This window comes from Limibacillus sp. (assembly GCA_037379885.1).
Lineage (GTDB): Bacteria > Pseudomonadota > Alphaproteobacteria > Kiloniellales > CECT-8803 > JARRJC01.
This window is the reverse complement of sequence record JARRJC010000022.1, coordinates 1-16,502: the sequence shown is the minus strand read 5'-3', so window position 1 is coordinate 16,502 and position 16,502 is coordinate 1. Positions and strand designations below refer to the sequence as shown.

The 16,502-nt window shown below is 65.3% G+C and carries 14 protein-coding genes and 1 pseudogene; 8 read left to right on the top strand and 7 right to left on the bottom strand.

Annotation, left to right across the window (positions count from 1 at the left end; all coding sequences use genetic code 11):
- Nucleotides 1–276 precede the first annotated feature (276 nt).
- Together P8X75_08670 and fghA are read left to right on the top strand one after the other, a co-directional pair.
- Entirely contained in the window at nucleotides 277–1,386 is a 1,110-nt protein-coding gene (locus P8X75_08670) for an S-(hydroxymethyl)glutathione dehydrogenase/class III alcohol dehydrogenase (GenBank protein ID MEJ1995274.1), read from the top strand.
- Nucleotides 1,386–2,231: an S-formylglutathione hydrolase gene (gene fghA / locus P8X75_08665; GenBank protein ID MEJ1995273.1), complete on the top strand. Its 846-nt coding sequence runs from the start codon at nucleotides 1,386–1,388 to the stop codon at nucleotides 2,229–2,231. Before P8X75_08670 ends, fghA begins: the two co-directional genes overlap by 1 nt.
- 43 nt (nucleotides 2,232–2,274) lie before the next feature.
- On the opposite strand, the gene P8X75_08660 is transcribed toward fghA, so the two are convergent.
- Together P8X75_08660 and chrA are read right to left on the bottom strand one after the other, a co-directional pair.
- A complete protein-coding gene (locus tag P8X75_08660) occupies nucleotides 2,275–2,901 on the bottom strand; it encodes a polymer-forming cytoskeletal protein (protein ID MEJ1995272.1) in 627 nt (208 codons plus the stop codon).
- A gap of 164 nt (nucleotides 2,902–3,065) precedes the next feature.
- A complete protein-coding gene (gene chrA, locus P8X75_08655) occupies nucleotides 3,066–4,265 on the bottom strand; it encodes a chromate efflux transporter (GenBank protein MEJ1995271.1) in 1,200 nt (399 codons plus the stop codon).
- 177 nt (nucleotides 4,266–4,442) lie between these two features.
- Here chrA and P8X75_08650 point away from each other — a divergent pair.
- The 5 genes and pseudogenes from P8X75_08650 (at nucleotide 4,443) to P8X75_08630 (ending at nucleotide 10,114) form a co-directional block, all read left to right on the top strand.
- Nucleotides 4,443–7,175, top strand: a pseudogene (locus tag P8X75_08650) (molybdopterin oxidoreductase family protein).
- A gap of 107 nt (nucleotides 7,176–7,282) precedes the next feature.
- The gene (locus tag P8X75_08645; protein MEJ1995270.1) at nucleotides 7,283–8,032 is read left to right on the top strand and encodes a 4Fe-4S dicluster domain-containing protein; all 750 of its coding nucleotides are present in this window, start codon (nucleotides 7,283–7,285) and stop codon (nucleotides 8,030–8,032) included.
- Nucleotides 8,033–8,040: 8 nt separating this feature from the next.
- Entirely contained in the window at nucleotides 8,041–8,979 is a 939-nt protein-coding gene (locus P8X75_08640) for a dimethyl sulfoxide reductase anchor subunit (GenBank protein MEJ1995269.1), read from the top strand.
- 11 nt (nucleotides 8,980–8,990) lie between these two features.
- On the top strand, nucleotides 8,991–9,773 hold the full coding sequence (rsmI, locus tag P8X75_08635; protein MEJ1995268.1) for a 16S rRNA (cytidine(1402)-2'-O)-methyltransferase: 783 nt from the start codon (nucleotides 8,991–8,993) through the stop codon (nucleotides 9,771–9,773).
- On the top strand, nucleotides 9,770–10,114 hold the full coding sequence (locus P8X75_08630; GenBank protein MEJ1995267.1) for a DUF1491 family protein: 345 nt from the start codon (nucleotides 9,770–9,772) through the stop codon (nucleotides 10,112–10,114). The genes rsmI and P8X75_08630 overlap by 4 nt, the downstream gene beginning before the upstream one ends.
- Here P8X75_08630 and P8X75_08625 read toward each other — a convergent pair.
- From P8X75_08625 to P8X75_08615, 3 genes are all read right to left on the bottom strand, one after another.
- Nucleotides 10,111–11,235 (bottom strand): zinc-dependent alcohol dehydrogenase family protein, encoded by a 1,125-nt coding sequence (locus P8X75_08625; GenBank protein ID MEJ1995266.1) that lies wholly within the window; start codon nucleotides 11,233–11,235, stop codon nucleotides 10,111–10,113. The two genes, P8X75_08630 and P8X75_08625, sit on opposite strands and share 4 nt — an antisense overlap.
- Nucleotides 11,236–11,298: 63 nt before the next feature.
- A complete protein-coding gene (locus P8X75_08620) occupies nucleotides 11,299–12,042 on the bottom strand; it encodes an aquaporin family protein (GenBank protein ID MEJ1995265.1) in 744 nt (247 codons plus the stop codon).
- Nucleotides 12,043–12,046: 4 nt separating this feature from the next.
- Nucleotides 12,047–12,574, bottom strand: a complete 528-nt coding sequence (locus tag P8X75_08615; protein MEJ1995264.1) for an arsenate reductase ArsC — start codon at nucleotides 12,572–12,574, stop codon at nucleotides 12,047–12,049.
- Nucleotides 12,575–12,748: 174 nt separating this feature from the next.
- Between P8X75_08615 and P8X75_08610 the strand changes: the two genes are divergently transcribed.
- Nucleotides 12,749–13,480: a heme ABC transporter permease gene (locus P8X75_08610; protein MEJ1995263.1), complete on the top strand. Its 732-nt coding sequence runs from the start codon at nucleotides 12,749–12,751 to the stop codon at nucleotides 13,478–13,480.
- A 1-nt stretch (nucleotide 13,481) separates the two neighbouring features.
- Here P8X75_08610 and P8X75_08605 read toward each other — a convergent pair whose 3' ends face one another.
- Both P8X75_08605 and P8X75_08600 read right to left on the bottom strand, forming a co-directional pair.
- Complete coding sequence (locus tag P8X75_08605) at nucleotides 13,482–15,116, bottom strand: choline dehydrogenase (GenBank protein MEJ1995262.1); 1,635 nt, start codon at nucleotides 15,114–15,116, stop codon at nucleotides 13,482–13,484.
- Between the two features lie 124 nt (nucleotides 15,117–15,240).
- A complete protein-coding gene (locus tag P8X75_08600; protein ID MEJ1995261.1) occupies nucleotides 15,241–15,957 on the bottom strand; it encodes a transglutaminase-like cysteine peptidase in 717 nt (238 codons plus the stop codon).
- Nucleotides 15,958–16,502: the final 545 nt, after the last annotated feature.

The following is a 16,502-nucleotide window of genomic DNA, read 5'->3' as shown; positions in this document are numbered from 1 at the left end:
TTTCCAGAAAGGAGCCTCCAGGATGTCCTTCCTAGACGACGAAGACGAAAAGCGCCGCCGCCGCGCTAGCGGCAAGCCTGTAACCGGAGAGCGCAGGCCTCCCAAGCCCCCCGCCCCAAACCCTCCTGGAAAACGACCTGATCGATCCGTGAGCAGCGCCTCGCGGGGCTGAGGGGCAAGGGGCGGTCGCTTGCGGGCTTGTCAGCGCGGCGGGGCTCTGCAAGTCTCCCCTTCGACAAGAGCTCATTGCCGCGTTCAGATCGGGGAGGAATAGCCATGGACGTTCGCGCCGCCGTCGCCTTTCAGGCTGGAAAACCGCTGGAGGTGACCACCGTTCAGCTTGAGGGACCCAAGGCCGGCGAAGTGCTGGTCGAGATCAAGGCGACCGGTGTCTGCCACACCGACGCCTTCACGCTTTCCGGTGAAGACCCCGAGGGCCTGTTCCCCGCGATCCTGGGCCACGAGGGCGCGGGCGTGGTGGTCGAGGTCGGCGCGGGCGTGACCTCCCTGAAGCCGGGCGACCACGTCATCCCCCTCTACACGCCCGAGTGCCGGGAGTGCGAGTACTGCCTCAACCCCAAGACCAATCTCTGTCAGGCGATCCGCTCCACCCAGGGCCAGGGCCTGATGCCCGACGGCAGCAGCCGCTTTTCCATCAACGGCGAGCGGGTGCTGCACTACATGGGCACCTCCACCTTCTCCAACTACACGGTCCTGCCGGAAATCGCGCTGGCGAAGATCCGCGAGGACGCGCCCTTCGACAAGGTCTGCTACATCGGTTGCGGCGTCACCACCGGCGTGGGCGCGGTGATCAACACGGCCAAGGTCGAGCCCGGCTCCAACGTCGTGGTCTTCGGCCTGGGCGGCATCGGCCTCAACGTGATCCAGGGCGCGCGTCTGGTCGGCGCGAACAAGATCGTGGGCGTCGACCTCAACCCCTCCAAGAAGGAGCTGGGCGAGCGCTACGGCATGACCCACTTCGTCAACCCGAAGGAGGTCGAAGGCGATCTGGTGCCCTATCTGGTGGACCTGACCGGCGGCGGCGCCGACTACTCCTTTGAGTGCATCGGCAACGTCAACACCATGCGCCAGGCGCTGGAGTGCGCCCACAAGGGCTGGGGCGTCTCGGTCATCATCGGCGTGGCCGGCGCGGGTCAGGAGATTTCCACCCGCCCCTTCCAGCTCGTCACCGGGCGTTCCTGGCGCGGCACAGCCTTCGGCGGGGCCAGGGGCCGCACCGACGTGCCGAAGATCGTGGACTGGTACATGGACGGCAAGATCGACATCGATTCCATGATCACCCACACCATGCCGCTGGACCGCATCAACGAGGCCTTCGACCTGATGCACGAGGGCAAGTCGATCCGCAGCGTCGTGACCTTCTGATGAGCCTGGAGACGGTCTCCGAGAACCGCTGTTTCGGCGGCGTTCAGGGCGTCTTCCGCCACGAGTCCGCCCTGTGCAACGGGCCCATGCGCTTCGCCCTCTTCCTGCCGCCGCACGCGCAAGGGGGCGAGCGGGTGCCGCTGGTGACCTTCCTCTCCGGCCTCACCTGCACGGAGGAGAACTTCACCGTGAAGGCGGGCGCGCAGCGCATGGCCGCCGAGCTGGGCCTCGCCCTCCTCGCCCCGGACACCTCGCCGCGCGGCCAGGAGATACCGGGCGAGGACGAAAGCTATGACTTCGGGACCGGCGCGGGTTTCTACCTGGACGCCACGCAGGAGCCCTGGTCCAAGGCCTACCGCATGTACAGCTACATCACGAGCGAGCTGCCGGGCGTGATCGCAGAGGCCTTCGGCGCCCAGATCGATCTGGGCCGTCAGGGCATCATGGGCCACTCCATGGGCGGGCACGGCGCGCTCACCATCGCGCTCAAGAACCCCGGCACCTACCGCACGGTCTCGGCCTTCGCGCCGATCGTGGCGCCGATGCAAGTGCCCTGGGGCGAGAAGGCCTTTTCGGGTTATCTGGGCGCGGAGCGTTCGGCCTGGGCCGACTACGACGCCACGGAACTGGTGAAGCGCGGGCGGCGCGCCGGCAAGATCCTGATCGATCAGGGCAGCGATGACCAGTTCCTGGAAGAGCAGCTCCGCCCCCGCCTCTTCGAGGAAGCCTGCAAGGCGGCGGGTCAGGCGCTAGAGCTGCGCATGCAGCCGGGCTACGACCATAGCTACTACTTCATCGCCAGCTTCATGGAAGACCATCTGCGCCACCACGCCGCCGGGCTCTAGTCTTCAGGGCCCGGACGGCGGGTTGGGAGCGCTCTAGCGCCGGTCAGGCCTCGGCCTTTTCCTGCTCGCCCTTCGCGGAGTCGCTCTGCGTTTTCGCAGTGCCGCTCGGCTTGGACGCCTTCTGATCTTTATCGGACGTTTCGACCTCGTCGCCGGTCAGGCCGACATCGCCTGCGATCACGCCGCCGGACTGGATCTGCAACTCGCCGTAGCGGACCGTGCCGCGGACCTCGCCGCCCCTGGTGATGGTCAGAAGGCCGGAGACCGTGAGGCTGCCCTCCACCTTGCCGGAGACGGTGGCCTGCTCCAGTTCCACCTTGCCCTTGAAGACGCCGCCTTCCGCCACCTCCATGACCCGGCCGCTCATCGAAGCCTCGACCTCGCCCTGGACCACGAGGGTGTCGCAGGCGCCGATCTCTCCCTTCATCTTAATGGCCGGACCGACGATCAGGCGGCCCGTGCCTTCCGGCTTCTCCTCGACGGGCGCCGGGGCGGGCTCGGCTGGACGCTCCGGCTCGGGAGAAGGCTCGGGCGCAGCCTGCTGTTGAGGGGCCCTGGCGGCTTGCGTCTCAGCGTCCTGCTGGGCTCGCTGCTGCGAGGGGGGAATCGGTCTGTTGCTGGGCGCGGCAGGGCGCTGCGCCGTCGCGCCGCCGTCTGGTTCCTTGATCAAGGGGGCCCGCGCCGGCCCTTGACGATCGCGAAGAAATTTTAGGGGATCCTGTGCCATCTCGCCTCCCGTATGTCGTCCCATTGGTCTCAAAAAGTATTGAACAACCTAAGCCTCCCCGCTGTCGAGGGCTCTCCCTGGGCTGAAATGGGACCATTCTGTGACGGTTAGAGAAAGATCTGCGCCAATACCGGCAAAAGCAGCACGATCGCCAAGATCGGCGTTCTGCCCAGGGCCAGCAAGCCCCAGCCGACAAGCGCGATGGCGGCCTCCGCCGGACCTGTCAGGGCGCTGGTCGCAACGGGCGTGTAGAGCGCGGCGAGCAGCAATCCGACCACCGCTGCGTTGATCCCCGCAAAGACACCCGCCATGCCGGGCAGCGTCAAAACGCTTTGCAGGCGCGAGGAAAGCGCGGTCACCAGGAGGAAACCGGGAAGGAAGATCGCCAGGATCGCGACCAGGGCGCCCCAGACCCCCTGCCCGCCCGCCAGGAAGCCGAGGTAGACCGACAGGCTGAAGAGCGGCCCGGGAAGCGCCTGGGCCGCGCCGTAGCCGGCAAGGAAGCTGTCATGATCCATCAGGCCGGGGGCGACCACCACCTCCTCCAGCAGCGGCAAGACAACGTGCCCGCCACCGAACACCAGCGCCCCGGCGCGGTAGAAGCCCGCCGCCAGTTCCAGGATTTCCGGCAAGGCGACGAGGCTCGCCAGGAGCGACAGCGCCAGCAACGCGGCCGCCGAACCCAGCAGCAGCTTCGAGAGCCCTGCGCCCGGCGCAAAGGCGCCTGCCTCCTCGCGAAGCGGCGACTCGTTTGGACGATGCAGCAGAAGCCGGCCCAGGATCGCCCCCGACAGAATCGCCGAGATCTGCCCGGCGAATCCGCCGAGGGAGAGCGCGAGGACCGCGCCCAGCACCGCCAGGACCTTGTGTCTTTGCTCCGGACAGAGCTGACGGGCCATTTGCCGGACGGCCTCGGCAACGACGACCACCGCGACCAGCTTCAGGCCCTGTAGCCAGCCGCCGTCCACAGCCAAGCCGCTCTGGAACAGGATGGCGGCCAAGAGCATCAGAAGCGCGGAGGGCAGCGTAAACCCGGCGAAGGCGGCGAGGCCGCCCAGCCATCCCGCCCGGTGCAGACCGAGCGCCAAGCCCACCTGACTGGAAGCCGGTCCCGGCAGGAGCTGCGCCAGCGCCACGTATCCGGCGAAAGCCTCCTCGCTCAACCAGCGGCGCTTGGCGACGATGTCAGCGCGGAAGTAGCCGATGTGCGCAACAGGGCCGCCGAAGGAGGTCAGGCCGAGCTTCAGGAAGGCCTGGAAGACCTCGCCAGCGGTCCCCTCCTCGCTTCGCTGCCCTTGGCCAGCCATCGTCTCTTTCCCTCCCGCTTCAGCGCGGCCACAAAATTGTCGACAAAGACTGTCGTCTGACCGCGCGAGGCGCTAGTGTTTTATCCTCACTAGGTCATGACAGCTTTATGATGACCCGGCCCTGCAAGACCACTCACGCGATAACGAGGTTTACCAATTTTGCCGAGCGACCGCCGCATCGAGCTATCGCCTACAGTCTCAGACGAGGTTCTCACGACAACCTGCTACATGTGCGCCTGCCGTTGCGGCATCAAAGTGCACATGAAAGACGGCCGCCTTCGCTATATCGAGGGCAACCGCGATCATCCGGTGAACAAGGGCGTGCTCTGCGCAAAGGGTTCCGCCGGGATCATGCAGCAGGAGTCGCCCGCCAAACTCACCAAGCCCTTGAAGCGTGTCGGCCCGCGCGGCTCCGGCGAGTTCGCGGAGATCGAGTGGGATGAAGCGCTGGAGATCGCCACGGGCTGGCTTTCCGACATACGAAAGACCGACCCCAAGAAGCTCGCCTTCTTCACCGGCCGCGACCAGAGCCAGTCGCTGACCGGTTGGTGGGCAACGCAGTTCGGCACGCCGAACTATGCAGCGCACGGCGGCTTCTGTTCGGTCAACATGGCCGCAGGGGGACTCTATTCCATCGGCGGCAGCTTCTGGGAGTTCGGCGAGCCGGACTGGGAGCGGTCCCGCTACTTCATGCTGTTCGGCGTCGCCGAGGACCATGACTCGAACCCCATCAAGATGGGTCTTTCGACCCTGCGCAAGCGGGGCGCGAAGTTCATCTCGGTAAACCCGGTCCGCACCGGCTATTCCGCCATCGCCGACGAGTGGATCGGCATCACGCCGGGCAGCGATGGCCTCTTCGTTCTGGCGTTGGTCCATGAGTTGCTGAAGGCCGGAAAGGTCGATCTTCGCTATCTCGCCGACTACAGCAACGCCCCCTGGCTCGTGATCGACGATCCCGGCGGGGCCGAAGACGGCCTCTTCGCGCGCGACGATGATGGGACGCCCCTGGTCAGGGACCGGGTCAGCGGCGCCCTGCGTCCTTGGAACGATCCCGCGCTAAAGCCCTCGCTGAACGGCGAGGCGAGCCTTCCGGGGGGCGGTAAGGCCCGACCGGTGTTCCAGCTTCTCGCCGAGCGCTATCTCGATGAGAGCTACGCGCCGGAAGCCGTCGCCGAGCGCTGCGGCATCGCCGTTGAAGACATCAAGCGCATCGCCGCGGAGTTGGCCCAGGCCGCCTTCGAGGAGGAGGTTACGGTCGAGCAACCCTGGACCGATTGGCGCGGCGTGCGTCACGAGCGCATGGTCGGGCGGCCTGTCTCTCTCCATGCCATGCGCGGGATCTCCGCCCACTCCAACGGATTCCATACCTGCCGCAGCCTGCATCTGCTCCAGATGTTGCTGGGCGCGGTCGATAGCCCTGGATCCTTCCGCTACAAACCGCCTTACCCGCAGTCGCCGCCGCCCCCGATCAAACCCACGGGCAAGCCCGGTGAGGTCAAGCCGGGCACGCCGTTGCCCGGTCCGCCGCTCGGTTTCGTGCAGGGGCCGGACGACCTGCTGGTGGATGGTGAGGGCAGGCCGCAGCGGATCGACAAGGCCTTCTCCTGGGAAGCGCCGCTCTCCGCCCATGGCATGATGCACATGGTGATAACCAACGCCTGGAAGGGCGACCCCTACCCCATCGACACGCTCTTCCTCTACATGGCGAACATGGCCTGGAACTCCGCCATGAACACCAGCGGCACGATAGCCATGCTGACCGACAAGGACCCCGAGACCGGCGATTACCGCATTCCCCACATCATCTATTCCGACGCCTACTTCTCTGAGACGGTGCCCTACGCCGATCTGGTCCTACCGGACACCACCTATCTGGAGCGCTGGGATTGCATCTCCCTGCTCGACCGGCCGATCTGCGATGCCGAAGCCGCCGCCGATTCCATCCGCCAGCCGGTCTTGACGCCGGACCGGGACGTACGGCCGTTCCAGGATGTCTTGATCGACCTGGGCGTACGCCTCGGCTTGCCAGGCTTAACCAAGGAGGACGGCTCAGCGCGCTATCCTGAAGGCTACAAGGACTATCTGGTGAACCACGAACGCAAGCAGGGTGTCGGGCCGCTTGCCGGATGGCGCGGCATTGATGGCAAGGGCAAGGGCCGCGGGGAGCCCAACCCCGACCAGCTTCAACGCTATATCGAGAACGGCTGCTTCTGGCGGCAGGAGATCCCCGAGGAGGCGCTTTACTTCAAGTTCGCGAATCAGGCCTATTTGGACTGGGCGGTCGCCATGGGCTTCATGCCGGAGGGCAAACCCGTCGTGCTGCAGCTCTATTCAGAGCCGCAGCAGAAGTTCCGGCTCGCCGCGGAGGGGCACGGTGCGGTTCAGCCGCCCGAGGCACACCGGCAGCGCATCCTCGATCACTTCGATCCCCTGCCCATCTGGTACCCGCCCTTCGAAGACGCGACGGAAAACGCCGACGACTTCCCGCTACATGCCGTCAGCCAGCGCCCCATGGCGATGTACCACTCCTGGGGCTCCCAGAATGCCTGGCTGCGCCAGATCCATGGCCATAACGTGCTCTTCCTCTCCGAGCAGCTCGCCGCCGAGCTGAGCCTGAAAGAGGAAGACTGGGTCTGGGTGGAAAGCCGCCATGGCCGCATCAAGGTGCCGAGCCGGAGCATGCGGGGCGTCAACGGCCGCACGGTCTGGACCTGGAACGCAATCGGCAAGCGCGCGGGCGCCTGGAACCTCTCCCCCGATGCGCCGGAGAGCACGAAAGGCTTCCTGCTCAATCACCTCATCGATGAGCTTCTGCCCGATCAAGGCAGCGGCTACCGCTATGCCGTCGCCGACCCGGTGACGGGTCAGGCCGCCTGGTACGACTTGCGGGTGCGCCTCCAGAAAGCCGCCGAGCCGGGTTGGGACAACGACGCCATAAAACGGGTCGCCTTCAAACGGCCCCCTGGTCTGGGAGACGCGCCGAAGAATGTCGCCTACTTCGGCAAGGGGGGTGCGAAGTGACCAGCCTTCCAAGCAGCGTTGAACGGGGCAGCAAGAGCCTCGGCCTCGTGATCGACCTGGATATCTGCGTGGGCTGCCATGCCTGCGTCGTGAACTGCAAGGAATGGAACACCGGCGGCTATCCCGGGCCTCTCACGGATCTCGCCGCCTATGGCGACAAACCCAACGGCGCCTGGCTCAACCGCGTCCATTCCTTTGAGGCGGGCGAAGGGCCCGAAGGACGCACGGTCCACTTTCCCAAGTCCTGCCTGCACTGCGAGAAGGCAGCCTGCGTCACCGTCTGCCCGACCGGCGCGTCCTATAAGCGCGGCGAAGACGGCATTGTTCTGGTGGAGGAAGAGAAGTGCATCGGCTGCGGGCTCTGCGCCTGGGCCTGCCCCTATGGCGCGCGGGAGATGGATCCGGGCGAACAGGTGATGCGCAAGTGCACGCTCTGCATCGACCGCATCTACAACGAAAACATTCCCGAGCCGGAACGCCAGCCGGCCTGCGTGAACACCTGCCCGGCGAGCGCGCGCCACTTCGGGGACCTCGCCGACCCTCAGTCAGAGGTCTCGCAGATGGTGGCCGAGCGCGGCGGCTACGACCTGATGCCGGAGATGGGCTACAAGCCGACGAACAAGTACCTGCCGCCCAGAAGGCAGGAGCGCTCGTCCTCCAACGCAAAACCGCTGGAGCCGGTGAAGGCCGAGGGCGGCCTGCTGGGTTGGGTCGACCGGGTGCTTTCCGGCGAACTGGGGAGCTGACGCGCCAGATGCATCCCGCCCCCTCCATCATCTTCTTCACCGTGCTTTCCGGAACCGGATACGGCCTCTTGTTCCTGATCGGGCTTTTTGCCGCGCTCGGCAGGCTCCCCGCCGACCCCTGGTACGGGCTTTGCGGGCTGGCCCTGGCTCTGGCGCTGGTCTTCGCCGGTCTGGTCTCCTCCACTCTGCATCTGGGACACCCGGAGCGCGCCTGGCGGGCACTCTCCCAATGGCGCAGTTCCTGGCTGTCGCGCGAAGGCGTGGCGGCTGTCGCCTCCTTCCCGCCGGCGCTTTTTTTGGGGTGGAGTTGGCTGGGCGGCAGTCTGCCCTCTCCCCTCCTGGGCGCGCTGACCGCCCTTCTCGCAGCAGTCACCGTCGCCTGCACGGCGATGATCTACGCGAGCCTGAAACCCATCGCCCGCTGGCATAACGCCTTTACCCTGCCGCTCTACCTGCTGCATGCGCTGGGCGGCGGCAGTCTTGTCTTCGTCTGGTTGAACGGCCTCTGGGGCCAAGACAGCTTCGGCGCGGCTCTCGCGGTGGCGCTCCTGGCCTCGGCTTGGGCTCTGCAACTGCTCTATTGGATGCGCATGGAGAGCCTGACCTCGGCGGCGACGCCGGAGAGCGCGACGGGCCTTGGAGACAGGGGGCCGGTGCGCCTGCTGGAAGCGCCTCATACGGAGGAGAACTACCTGCTGAAGGAGATGGCCTTCGCCATCGGGCGCAAGCATGCCCGCAAGCTGCGCCGCCTGGCCGTCCTCTTCGGCCTGGCGCTGCCGGTCGCCTCGCTGCTGCTGGCCGGGCAACTGGCGGTGCCGCTCCTGTCCGGCATCTTCCATCTTCTGGGTCTGGTGAGCGGCTTTCTCGGACTGCTGCTCCAGCGCTGGCTCTTTTTCGCCGAGGCGCGCCATACGGTTACGCTCTACTACGGCAGCGCCAGCGCCTGAGGAGCCTAGCCATGGCCGAGACGCCCAAACTCATCCTGCTCGCCACGCCGATCGGCAATCTCGACGATGTCTCCCTGCGCTTGCTGGAGACGCTCAAGTCGCTCGACGCCCTGGCCTGCGAGGATACGCGTCATTCCAGCCGCCTTCTGGAGCGCCACGGCGTCGCACGGCCCAAGATCTTCTTTGCCTATCACGAACACAACGAGGCCAAGGCGGCCGAGCGGATCGTCAGCCTGCTGCGCGAGGGGCACTCGGTCGGCTTGATGAGCGATGCCGGGACGCCGGGCATCTCCGACCCCGGATACCGCGCGGTTGCCGCCGCCGCCGAAGCGGGCTTCGAGGTGACCGCCCTACCCGGCCCCAATGCCGCGGTCATGGCGCTGACCATCTCCGGCCTGCCCACTTCCTCCTTCACCTTCAAGGGTTTTGCGCCGAAGAAGAGCGGGCAGCGCAAACGCTTCCTGGAGGAGGACGCCGAAGGCTTCCATACGATGATCTTCTACGAGTCCCCGCGCCGCGTCGCAGAGTTCCTGAGCGACGCCGTCGAGGTCTTTGGCGAAGACAGGCCCGCCGCCGTCTGCTTTGAACTGACCAAGCTCTACGAACGCGTAAGGCGCGGCAGTCTCGGCGACCTCGCCGGCGCCTTCGCGGCGGAAGAGGAGCCCCGGGGCGAGGCCGTGATCGTCGTGGCGCCCCTGGACCGCAAGCAGGCGAAGGAAGAGGCCCGCGCGGCCAAGAAAGCCGCTAAGCGGGCGCGTTACGGCCTGCCGCCCGAGGAGGAACCCGAGGCATGAGCGAGGAGCGTCTGCCAACCCACCTCTGGGTCTCCGCCAAGCTGCGCGAATGCAACAGCGATCTTGTCTCCGCCTATGTCCGGCACAAGGGCGAGCGGCAGGGCGGTTCGGTGATCCTGAAGCTCGACCTCTACGATAAGGGCTGCAAGGTGCTGACCCAGGCGCGCGACCTGGAGGGCCGCTTGGGCTGGATGAGCGCCTTCAAGGAGGGCTTGGTCCCGTCCGAGAAAGCCGAAGACTATATCGAACGCGCGATCCGGCGCGATCCCGATGTTTGGGTCGTGGAGATCGAGCACCCGGAGGGCTGGCACCCCTTTGAAGGGCCGGAGATCACCTTCTAGGGGATCAGCAGCTGCCGTACCGTATTCCCCTCGGCCAAGCGGTCGAAGGCCTCGTTGATTTCGTCGAATCCGATCCGTTCGCTCATCAGGCGGTCGACCGGCAGGCGGCCCTTCTTGAAAAGCCCGATGAAGCGGGGAATATCGCGCAAGGGCACGCAGGACCCGATGTAACTGCCCTTCAAGGTCCGCTCTTCCGCGACCAGGGACACGGCCTGGAAACTCATCTGTTTTGAGGGGTGAGCAAGACCCGCGGTCACGGTGGTGCCGCCGCGCCGGGTGATCTTATAGGCGAGTTCAAGGGCTGGGACCGAGCCCGCCATCTCCAGGGCGTAGTCGACGCCGCCACCTGTCGCCTGCTTCACCGCCTCGACGATGTCCTCCCGGTCGGCCTTGAAAGCGTCGGTCGCACCCAACTGACGGGCGAGGTCCAGCTTCGAGTCCAGGAGATCGATGGCTACGACCTGCTCCGCGCCCACCAGAACGGCGCCCAGGAGCGAGTTCAGCCCGACGCCGCCGAGCCCGATGACCGCGACGCGGCTGCCTGGCTCCACGCCCGCGGTGTTGAGGGTGGCTCCCACCCCGGTCAGAACCGCGCAGCCGAAGAGAGCCGCCTGCTCCAGCGGGATCTCCGGATCGACCTTCACCAGGGAGTGGCGGGAAACGACGGCATATTCGGCAAAGGCCGATACGCCCATGTGGTGGTTGACCGTCTCCGAGCCCTTGGAAAGGCGGCGAGCGCCGCTCATGAGCCGGCCTTCGCCGTTGGCCACGGCTGCGGGCTCACAAAGCGCCGGGCGTCCTTCCGCGCAGGGAAGGCAATGGCCGCAGGAGGGGACGAAGATCATAACGACATGGTCGCCAGGCTTGAGATCGACGACGCCAGCCCCCACCTCGGCGACCTCGCCCGCCGCCTCGTGGCCGAGCGCCATGGGCAAGGGCCGGGGCCGCGCGCCGTCCATGACCGAAAGGTCTGAGTGGCAGAGCCCGGCCGCCTTGACCTTCACCAGCACTTCGCCGTCACCCGGGCCTTCCAGCTCCAGCTCCTCAATGCTCAAGGGCTTGCTCTCGGCATAGGGCCTGGGCAGGCCCATCTCACGCAGAACGGCGGCTTTGATCTTCATTCGGCTCTTCCCCGGCAACAAGGTTACAGGGGGAGCAGCATAGCCCAGCAGGGCGGCAAAGGATCAAGTCTTGCGCTGGGTCTCTTCCGCCGCTTCTTCCCTGTGGCCGTTGGGCGTCAGCGTCGCCTCCTCATCGAGGGGCGCTTTGGCGAACCAGGCGAAGAGGTAGGTAGCCGCCACCGCGCCAACCAACTGGGCCAGGATGAAAGCGGGCGCATGGGGCGGGTAGATGCCGCTGAAGGTGTCGGTAAAGCTCCGCGCGATGGTCACCGCCGGGTTGGCGAAGGAGGTCGAAGCCGTGAACCAGTAGCCTGCCGTGATATAGAGCCCAACGGCGTAGGGAATGGCCTCCGCCCGGAAGCGCAAGCAGCCGAGGATGGTCGCGACGAGCCCGAAGGTCGCGATGAACTCCGCGAACCACTGGGCGCCGCCGCTGCGCAGCTTTTCCGATGTCTGGATGGGCTCCAGTTCGAACATCAGATGGGCGGCCAAAACACCAAGAAGCCCGCCGATCACTTGGACCAGCAGATAGCGTGCGGCTTCGCCCGGCGCAATCTCCCGCCGGATCAGGAACGCCAGGGTCACGGCGGGATTGAAGTGTGCGCCGGAGATGGGCCCGAAGACGAGGATCAGCACCACCAGAATGGCGCCGGTCGCGATGGTGTTCCCCAGAAGCGCCAGGGCGTCGTTGCCGCCGGACAGGGTCTCGCCCATGATCCCCGATCCCACGACCGTCGCCAGCAGGAAGAAGGTGCCGAGCCCTTCGGCCGCCAGACGGCGCAGCTCCACTCCGGATTTGCTTGTCATGCCTTCAAGACGCCTCGACGTTGCTTTCGCCGCGCCCGATGGAATCCAGCCGCGCTTTGAGAGAAAGCTTATCAAGAGAGGCGATCGGCAAGTTCACGAAAATGTCTATGCGGTTGTGAATCTGCCCGTAGACATCGGCGAAAAACGCGCTGGTCTCCGCCTCCGTCCCTTCGAAGGCAGCCGGGTCCGGAAAGGGCCAGTGGGCGGTCATGGGCTGGCCGGGCCAGACCGGGCAGACCTCCCCCGCCGCCTGATCGCAGACCGTGAAAACGAAGTCCATCTTGGGCGCGCTCTCGCCCGCGAACTCGTCCCAGGACTTGCTGCGAAAGCCGTCGGTCTTGTGATTGAAGCGCCGCAGGAGCTCAAGGGCGTGCGGGTTTACCTCGCCCGTCGGGAAGCTGCCGGCGGAGAAGGCCTTGAAGCGCCCGGCCCCGGCCCGTTCCAGGATCGCTTCGGCCATAATGCTGCGCGCCGAGTTTCCCGTGCAGAGAAACAGGACCTTGAACTGGCGCTTGCCGCCGCTGGAGTCCATCACGACATGACCTCCCCTGAGACGTGATTGCTGACATTTCTACAATCATTGAACTATCATCGCAAATGACAGATTGGTGACGGGCCGAAGGTCTCTTGAATCCTCGGCCCCAGCCGCTACTGTCGCTCTTGAAGTTTCCGCGAACCCTTTGTTGAGTCCCAGGAACCGCCGCCCGTGCATCGTTTCGCCAACCCCGCCCGCTTCCGCCGCATTGCCGACGCCCTGCTGCCCTGGCTCACAGTCGCAGCCGTGGTTTCGCTGGGGGTCGGTATCTATCTCTCCCTCTTCGTGGCGCCGCCCGACTATCAGCAGGGAGAGACGGTCCGGATCATGTTCGTGCATGTCCCGGCGGCCTGGATGGCGCTCTTCATCTACGCGGTGATCGCCGTGGCGAGCGCGGTGGCGCTCATCTGGAAACATCCGCTGGCGCATATCGCGGCCAAGGCCGCTTCGCCCGTGGGCGCGGCCTTCACCTTCCTCGCACTCTTCACAGGCTCGCTCTGGGGCAAGCCCATGTGGGGAACCTTCTGGGTTTGGGATGCGCGCCTGACCTCCGTGCTGCTGCTCTTCTTCCTGTACCTCGGGCACATGGCGCTGATGAACGCCTTTGAGAATCCGGAGCGCGGGCAGAAGTCGGCGGCGGTGCTGGCCTTGGTTGGCGCGGTCAATCTGCCGGTCATCAAGTTCTCGGTCGATTGGTGGAACACGCTCCATCAACCCGCCAGCGTCCTGCGGATGGACGGCCCCACCATCGACAGCTCGATGCTTTGGCCGCTCCTGATCATGGCGCTGGGCTTCAAGCTCTACTTCGTCAGCCTGCTTCTGGTGCGCATGAAGAGCGAGCTGCTCGCCGCCCGGGCCCGCAGCCTGCGCCAACTCGCCATCCAGCAGGCCTCCGAGGGATAACCTAGAGCGCGTCCTCTTTGATCATGTCGCTGGCCTTCTCGGCGATCATGATGACGGGCGAGTTCGTGTTGCCCGACGTGATCGTCGGCATGACGGAGGCGTCCACGATGCGCAGGCCCTCAAGCCCCCTCACCTTCAAGCGGGAGTCGACCACCGCCTGATCGCCCTCGCCCATGCGGCAGGTCCCGACCGGGTGGAAGATCGTGGTGCCGATCTCCCCGGCCGCCTTGGCGAGTTGCTCGTCGCCGTCGATCTCCGCGCCGGGCTTGTACTCCTGCGGCAGGTAGGGCTGAAGCGCCGGGGCCGCCGCGATGCGGCGCGTCAGGCGAATCGCGTCCGCCGCGACCCGGCGGTCGCTCTCGGCGCTCAGATAGTTGGGCCGGATGGCGGGCGCCTCCCGGTAGTCCGCGCTCTTCGCATGGACCGACCCCCGGCTCTCCGGCCTGAGGTTGCAGACCGAGGCCGTGAAGGCGGGAAAGTCGTGCAAGGGATCGCCGAACTTGTCCAGCGACAGCGGCTGCACGTGATATTCCAGGTTCGGCGTCTCGAAGCTATCGCTGGACTTGGCGAAGGCCCCCAACTGGCTGGGCGCCATGGTGAGCGGCCCCCGCTTGAAGAGCCCATATTGGATGCCCATGCGGGCCTTGCCCCACCAGTGCTGGACCATCTGATTGAGCGTGACGGTGTTCTGAACCCGGAAGATGAGCCGGACCTGCAGGTGGTCCTGAAGGTTCTCCCCCACGCCCTGAAGCTCATGGCGGGGCTCGATCCCAAGGTCCTTCAGAAGCGACGGCCGCCCGACACCTGATAGCTCCAGGAGTTGGGGCGAGCCCACCGCGCCCGCGGCCAGTACGACCTCTCTCGTCGCAGTGATGGTGGAGGGCTTGCCGCCGTGATCCAACGCCACGCCCGTGACCCGCTTGCCCTCGAACAGCAGGCGCTCGGCCTGAGCATGGGTGAAGATCGCCAGGTTGGGCCGCCTGGCGACCGGGTGCAGGAAGCCCTTGGCCGTGTTCCAGCGCACGCCGCGCTTCTGGTTTACCTGGAAGTAGCCGCAGCCCTCGTTGTTGCCGCGGTTGAAATCGTCGGTCTTGGGAATTCCCACCTCCGAGGTTGCCTGGCGGAAGGCATCGAGGATCTCCCAGGACAGGCGCATCTCCTCGACCCGCCACTCGCCGCCCGCGCCGTGCATATCATCCGGTCCGCGCACTTGGTCTTCGGAGCGCTTGAAGTACGGCAGGACGTCGTCCCAGCCCCAGCCCTCGTTGCCCATCTGCCGCCAGCCGTCGTAATCCGCGGCCTGACCGCGCATGTAGATCATGCCGTTGATCGAGGAGCAGCCGCCAAGCACCCTGCCGCGCGGGTAGTTGAGGACGCGGCCGCCCAGGCCCGGTTCCGCCTCGGTCTTGAAGCACCAGTCGGTGCGCGGATTGTTCTGTGTGTAGAGATAGCCGACGGGGATGTGGATCCAGATGTAATCGTCCTTGCCGCCCGCCTCCAGCAGCGCCACGCGCTTGCCGGGGTCGGAGGAAAGCCGGTTGGCCAGGACGCAGCCCGCGGAGCCGGCCCCAACGATCACATAGTCGAAACTGCCGAGATCGGCCCTGTCTTCGTCAGCTTTCCCGCCGCCCACCATAGCGATCCGCCCCGCGCTTCGTCATAGGTCGATTCGAAGCAGCATTCTTTCAGCTAAGTCACAGCGGGACAATCCGCCAGCAGCATTCGGCCCGCGGTGGAACGTTATTGAAGATGAGCGGCGGTCACCGCAGGATCAGAAGGCGGTCCAGATAAGCGACGAACTTCGTCGAGAAGCGGTTCTCCTCAAGGCTGCGCACGGCAGGCTCATTGAGGTCGATCGCCAGGGTCTCTGATCCGGCGTCGAGCACCATGACCGCATGGGCGCGGCCAAGCTTGTCGTAGCCGACGGCGATCCCTGCCTCTTCAGGAGCGACTCCGGCCAGCAGCGTCAAGTGCAAGGCCATGATCGCATGGTCCTCGCAGTCGCCCTGGTTGCGGGCCATGGTCTCGCCCGGCGTCTGCCAATAGTCGGCGTCGTCGGCACGGTATTCCAGTTCAGCCAGACGGCGGCGGATGCGCTCGGCGATGTCGCGCTTGCTCGGCGGACCATAGAGGTCTTCCTCTGCATAGGCCTCCAGGCTTTCCAGCCCCCAGGCGTCCGATCCACCCTGCGAAGCGCGCGAAGCCGCCTGGCCGGCGGCGGGCTCCAGCGCGATCAGACGCTCAAGACCGGCGACGGGAATCTCGCTGTGTTCAAGGATGTCGTTGCGCACGCGCTGCCACTTGGGATGCAGGCTCGGCGAGACCGCCATGACCTTACCGAGTGCCGGGTGCTGTTGGTAGGAAACGCTGGCGGAAGCAAGAGACTGACCGGCAAGAGCATCGGACGAGCCAAGCAGCGCGCAGATAATCGCTGCGGCGGCGAAGGCCCGGATCAGAATGCTTTTGCTTTTGATCATCTCTGTCTCCCCTCGGAAGCGCTCGAAGTCCTGCTGCGCTCGTCAGGTACTTAACGTAAAGACAGAGAGTTAAACTCAAGTAAATGAGATTCGTTTATTGTTGCTTTACTTATTTAAACAATAGGTAAATAGGTGAACTTTTACATAAAATTTTCGCCACTATAGACGGTAGACCGAAAGCGTGCCGCCCCACACTTTTCATCTTTCTATCAATAATTTAGGGAAACACCGTTCAACGGCAGGGCCGCTGCACGCTACACGCCTCGCGAGACGAAACACATTTCGCTAAAATTTGTCCTTTATTTGTAGATTGAGTATTTGCGCAAGAAAAAAGGCCCGGTGCAACTATCTGCAACCGGACCGGTTTTCTGGAAGCGGAAAAGCGGGAAGGCTCTTAACGCTCCCGCAGGGCTTCCTCGCGCCAGTTCACGACTGGATTGTATCAGCGAAGTTTCAATAGGTTAGCGATGATCCGAATAAGCAGCCTGGATCAAGAATTCCCTGTTCATAGCGAATATACAGGGAAATTTAGCGAAACAGGCTTT

Excerpts from the sequence above, each read along its gene's own strand:
- P8X75_08630 (MEJ1995267.1), top strand. The coding sequence starts at position 9,770 with ATGAGCGAGGAGCGTCTGCCAACCCACCTCTGGGTCTCCGCCAAGCTG.
- chrA (MEJ1995271.1), bottom strand. The coding sequence starts at position 4,265 with ATGGCTGGCCAAGGGCAGCGAAGCGAGGAGGGGACCGCTGGCGAGGTC.
- rsmI (MEJ1995268.1), top strand. The coding sequence starts at position 8,991 with ATGGCCGAGACGCCCAAACTCATCCTGCTCGCCACGCCGATCGGCAAT.
- P8X75_08670 (MEJ1995274.1), top strand. The coding sequence starts at position 277 with ATGGACGTTCGCGCCGCCGTCGCCTTTCAGGCTGGAAAACCGCTGGAG.
- P8X75_08640 (MEJ1995269.1), top strand. The coding sequence starts at position 8,041 with ATGCATCCCGCCCCCTCCATCATCTTCTTCACCGTGCTTTCCGGAACC.
- P8X75_08615 (MEJ1995264.1), bottom strand. The coding sequence starts at position 12,574 with ATGGACTCCAGCGGCGGCAAGCGCCAGTTCAAGGTCCTGTTTCTCTGC.
- P8X75_08620 (MEJ1995265.1), bottom strand. The coding sequence starts at position 12,042 with ATGACAAGCAAATCCGGAGTGGAGCTGCGCCGTCTGGCGGCCGAAGGG.
- P8X75_08625 (MEJ1995266.1), bottom strand. The coding sequence starts at position 11,235 with ATGAAGATCAAAGCCGCCGTTCTGCGTGAGATGGGCCTGCCCAGGCCC.
- P8X75_08600 (MEJ1995261.1), bottom strand. The coding sequence starts at position 15,957 with ATGATCAAAAGCAAAAGCATTCTGATCCGGGCCTTCGCCGCCGCAGCG.
- P8X75_08605 (MEJ1995262.1), bottom strand. The coding sequence starts at position 15,116 with ATGGTGGGCGGCGGGAAAGCTGACGAAGACAGGGCCGATCTCGGCAGT.
- fghA (MEJ1995273.1), top strand. The coding sequence starts at position 1,386 with ATGAGCCTGGAGACGGTCTCCGAGAACCGCTGTTTCGGCGGCGTTCAG.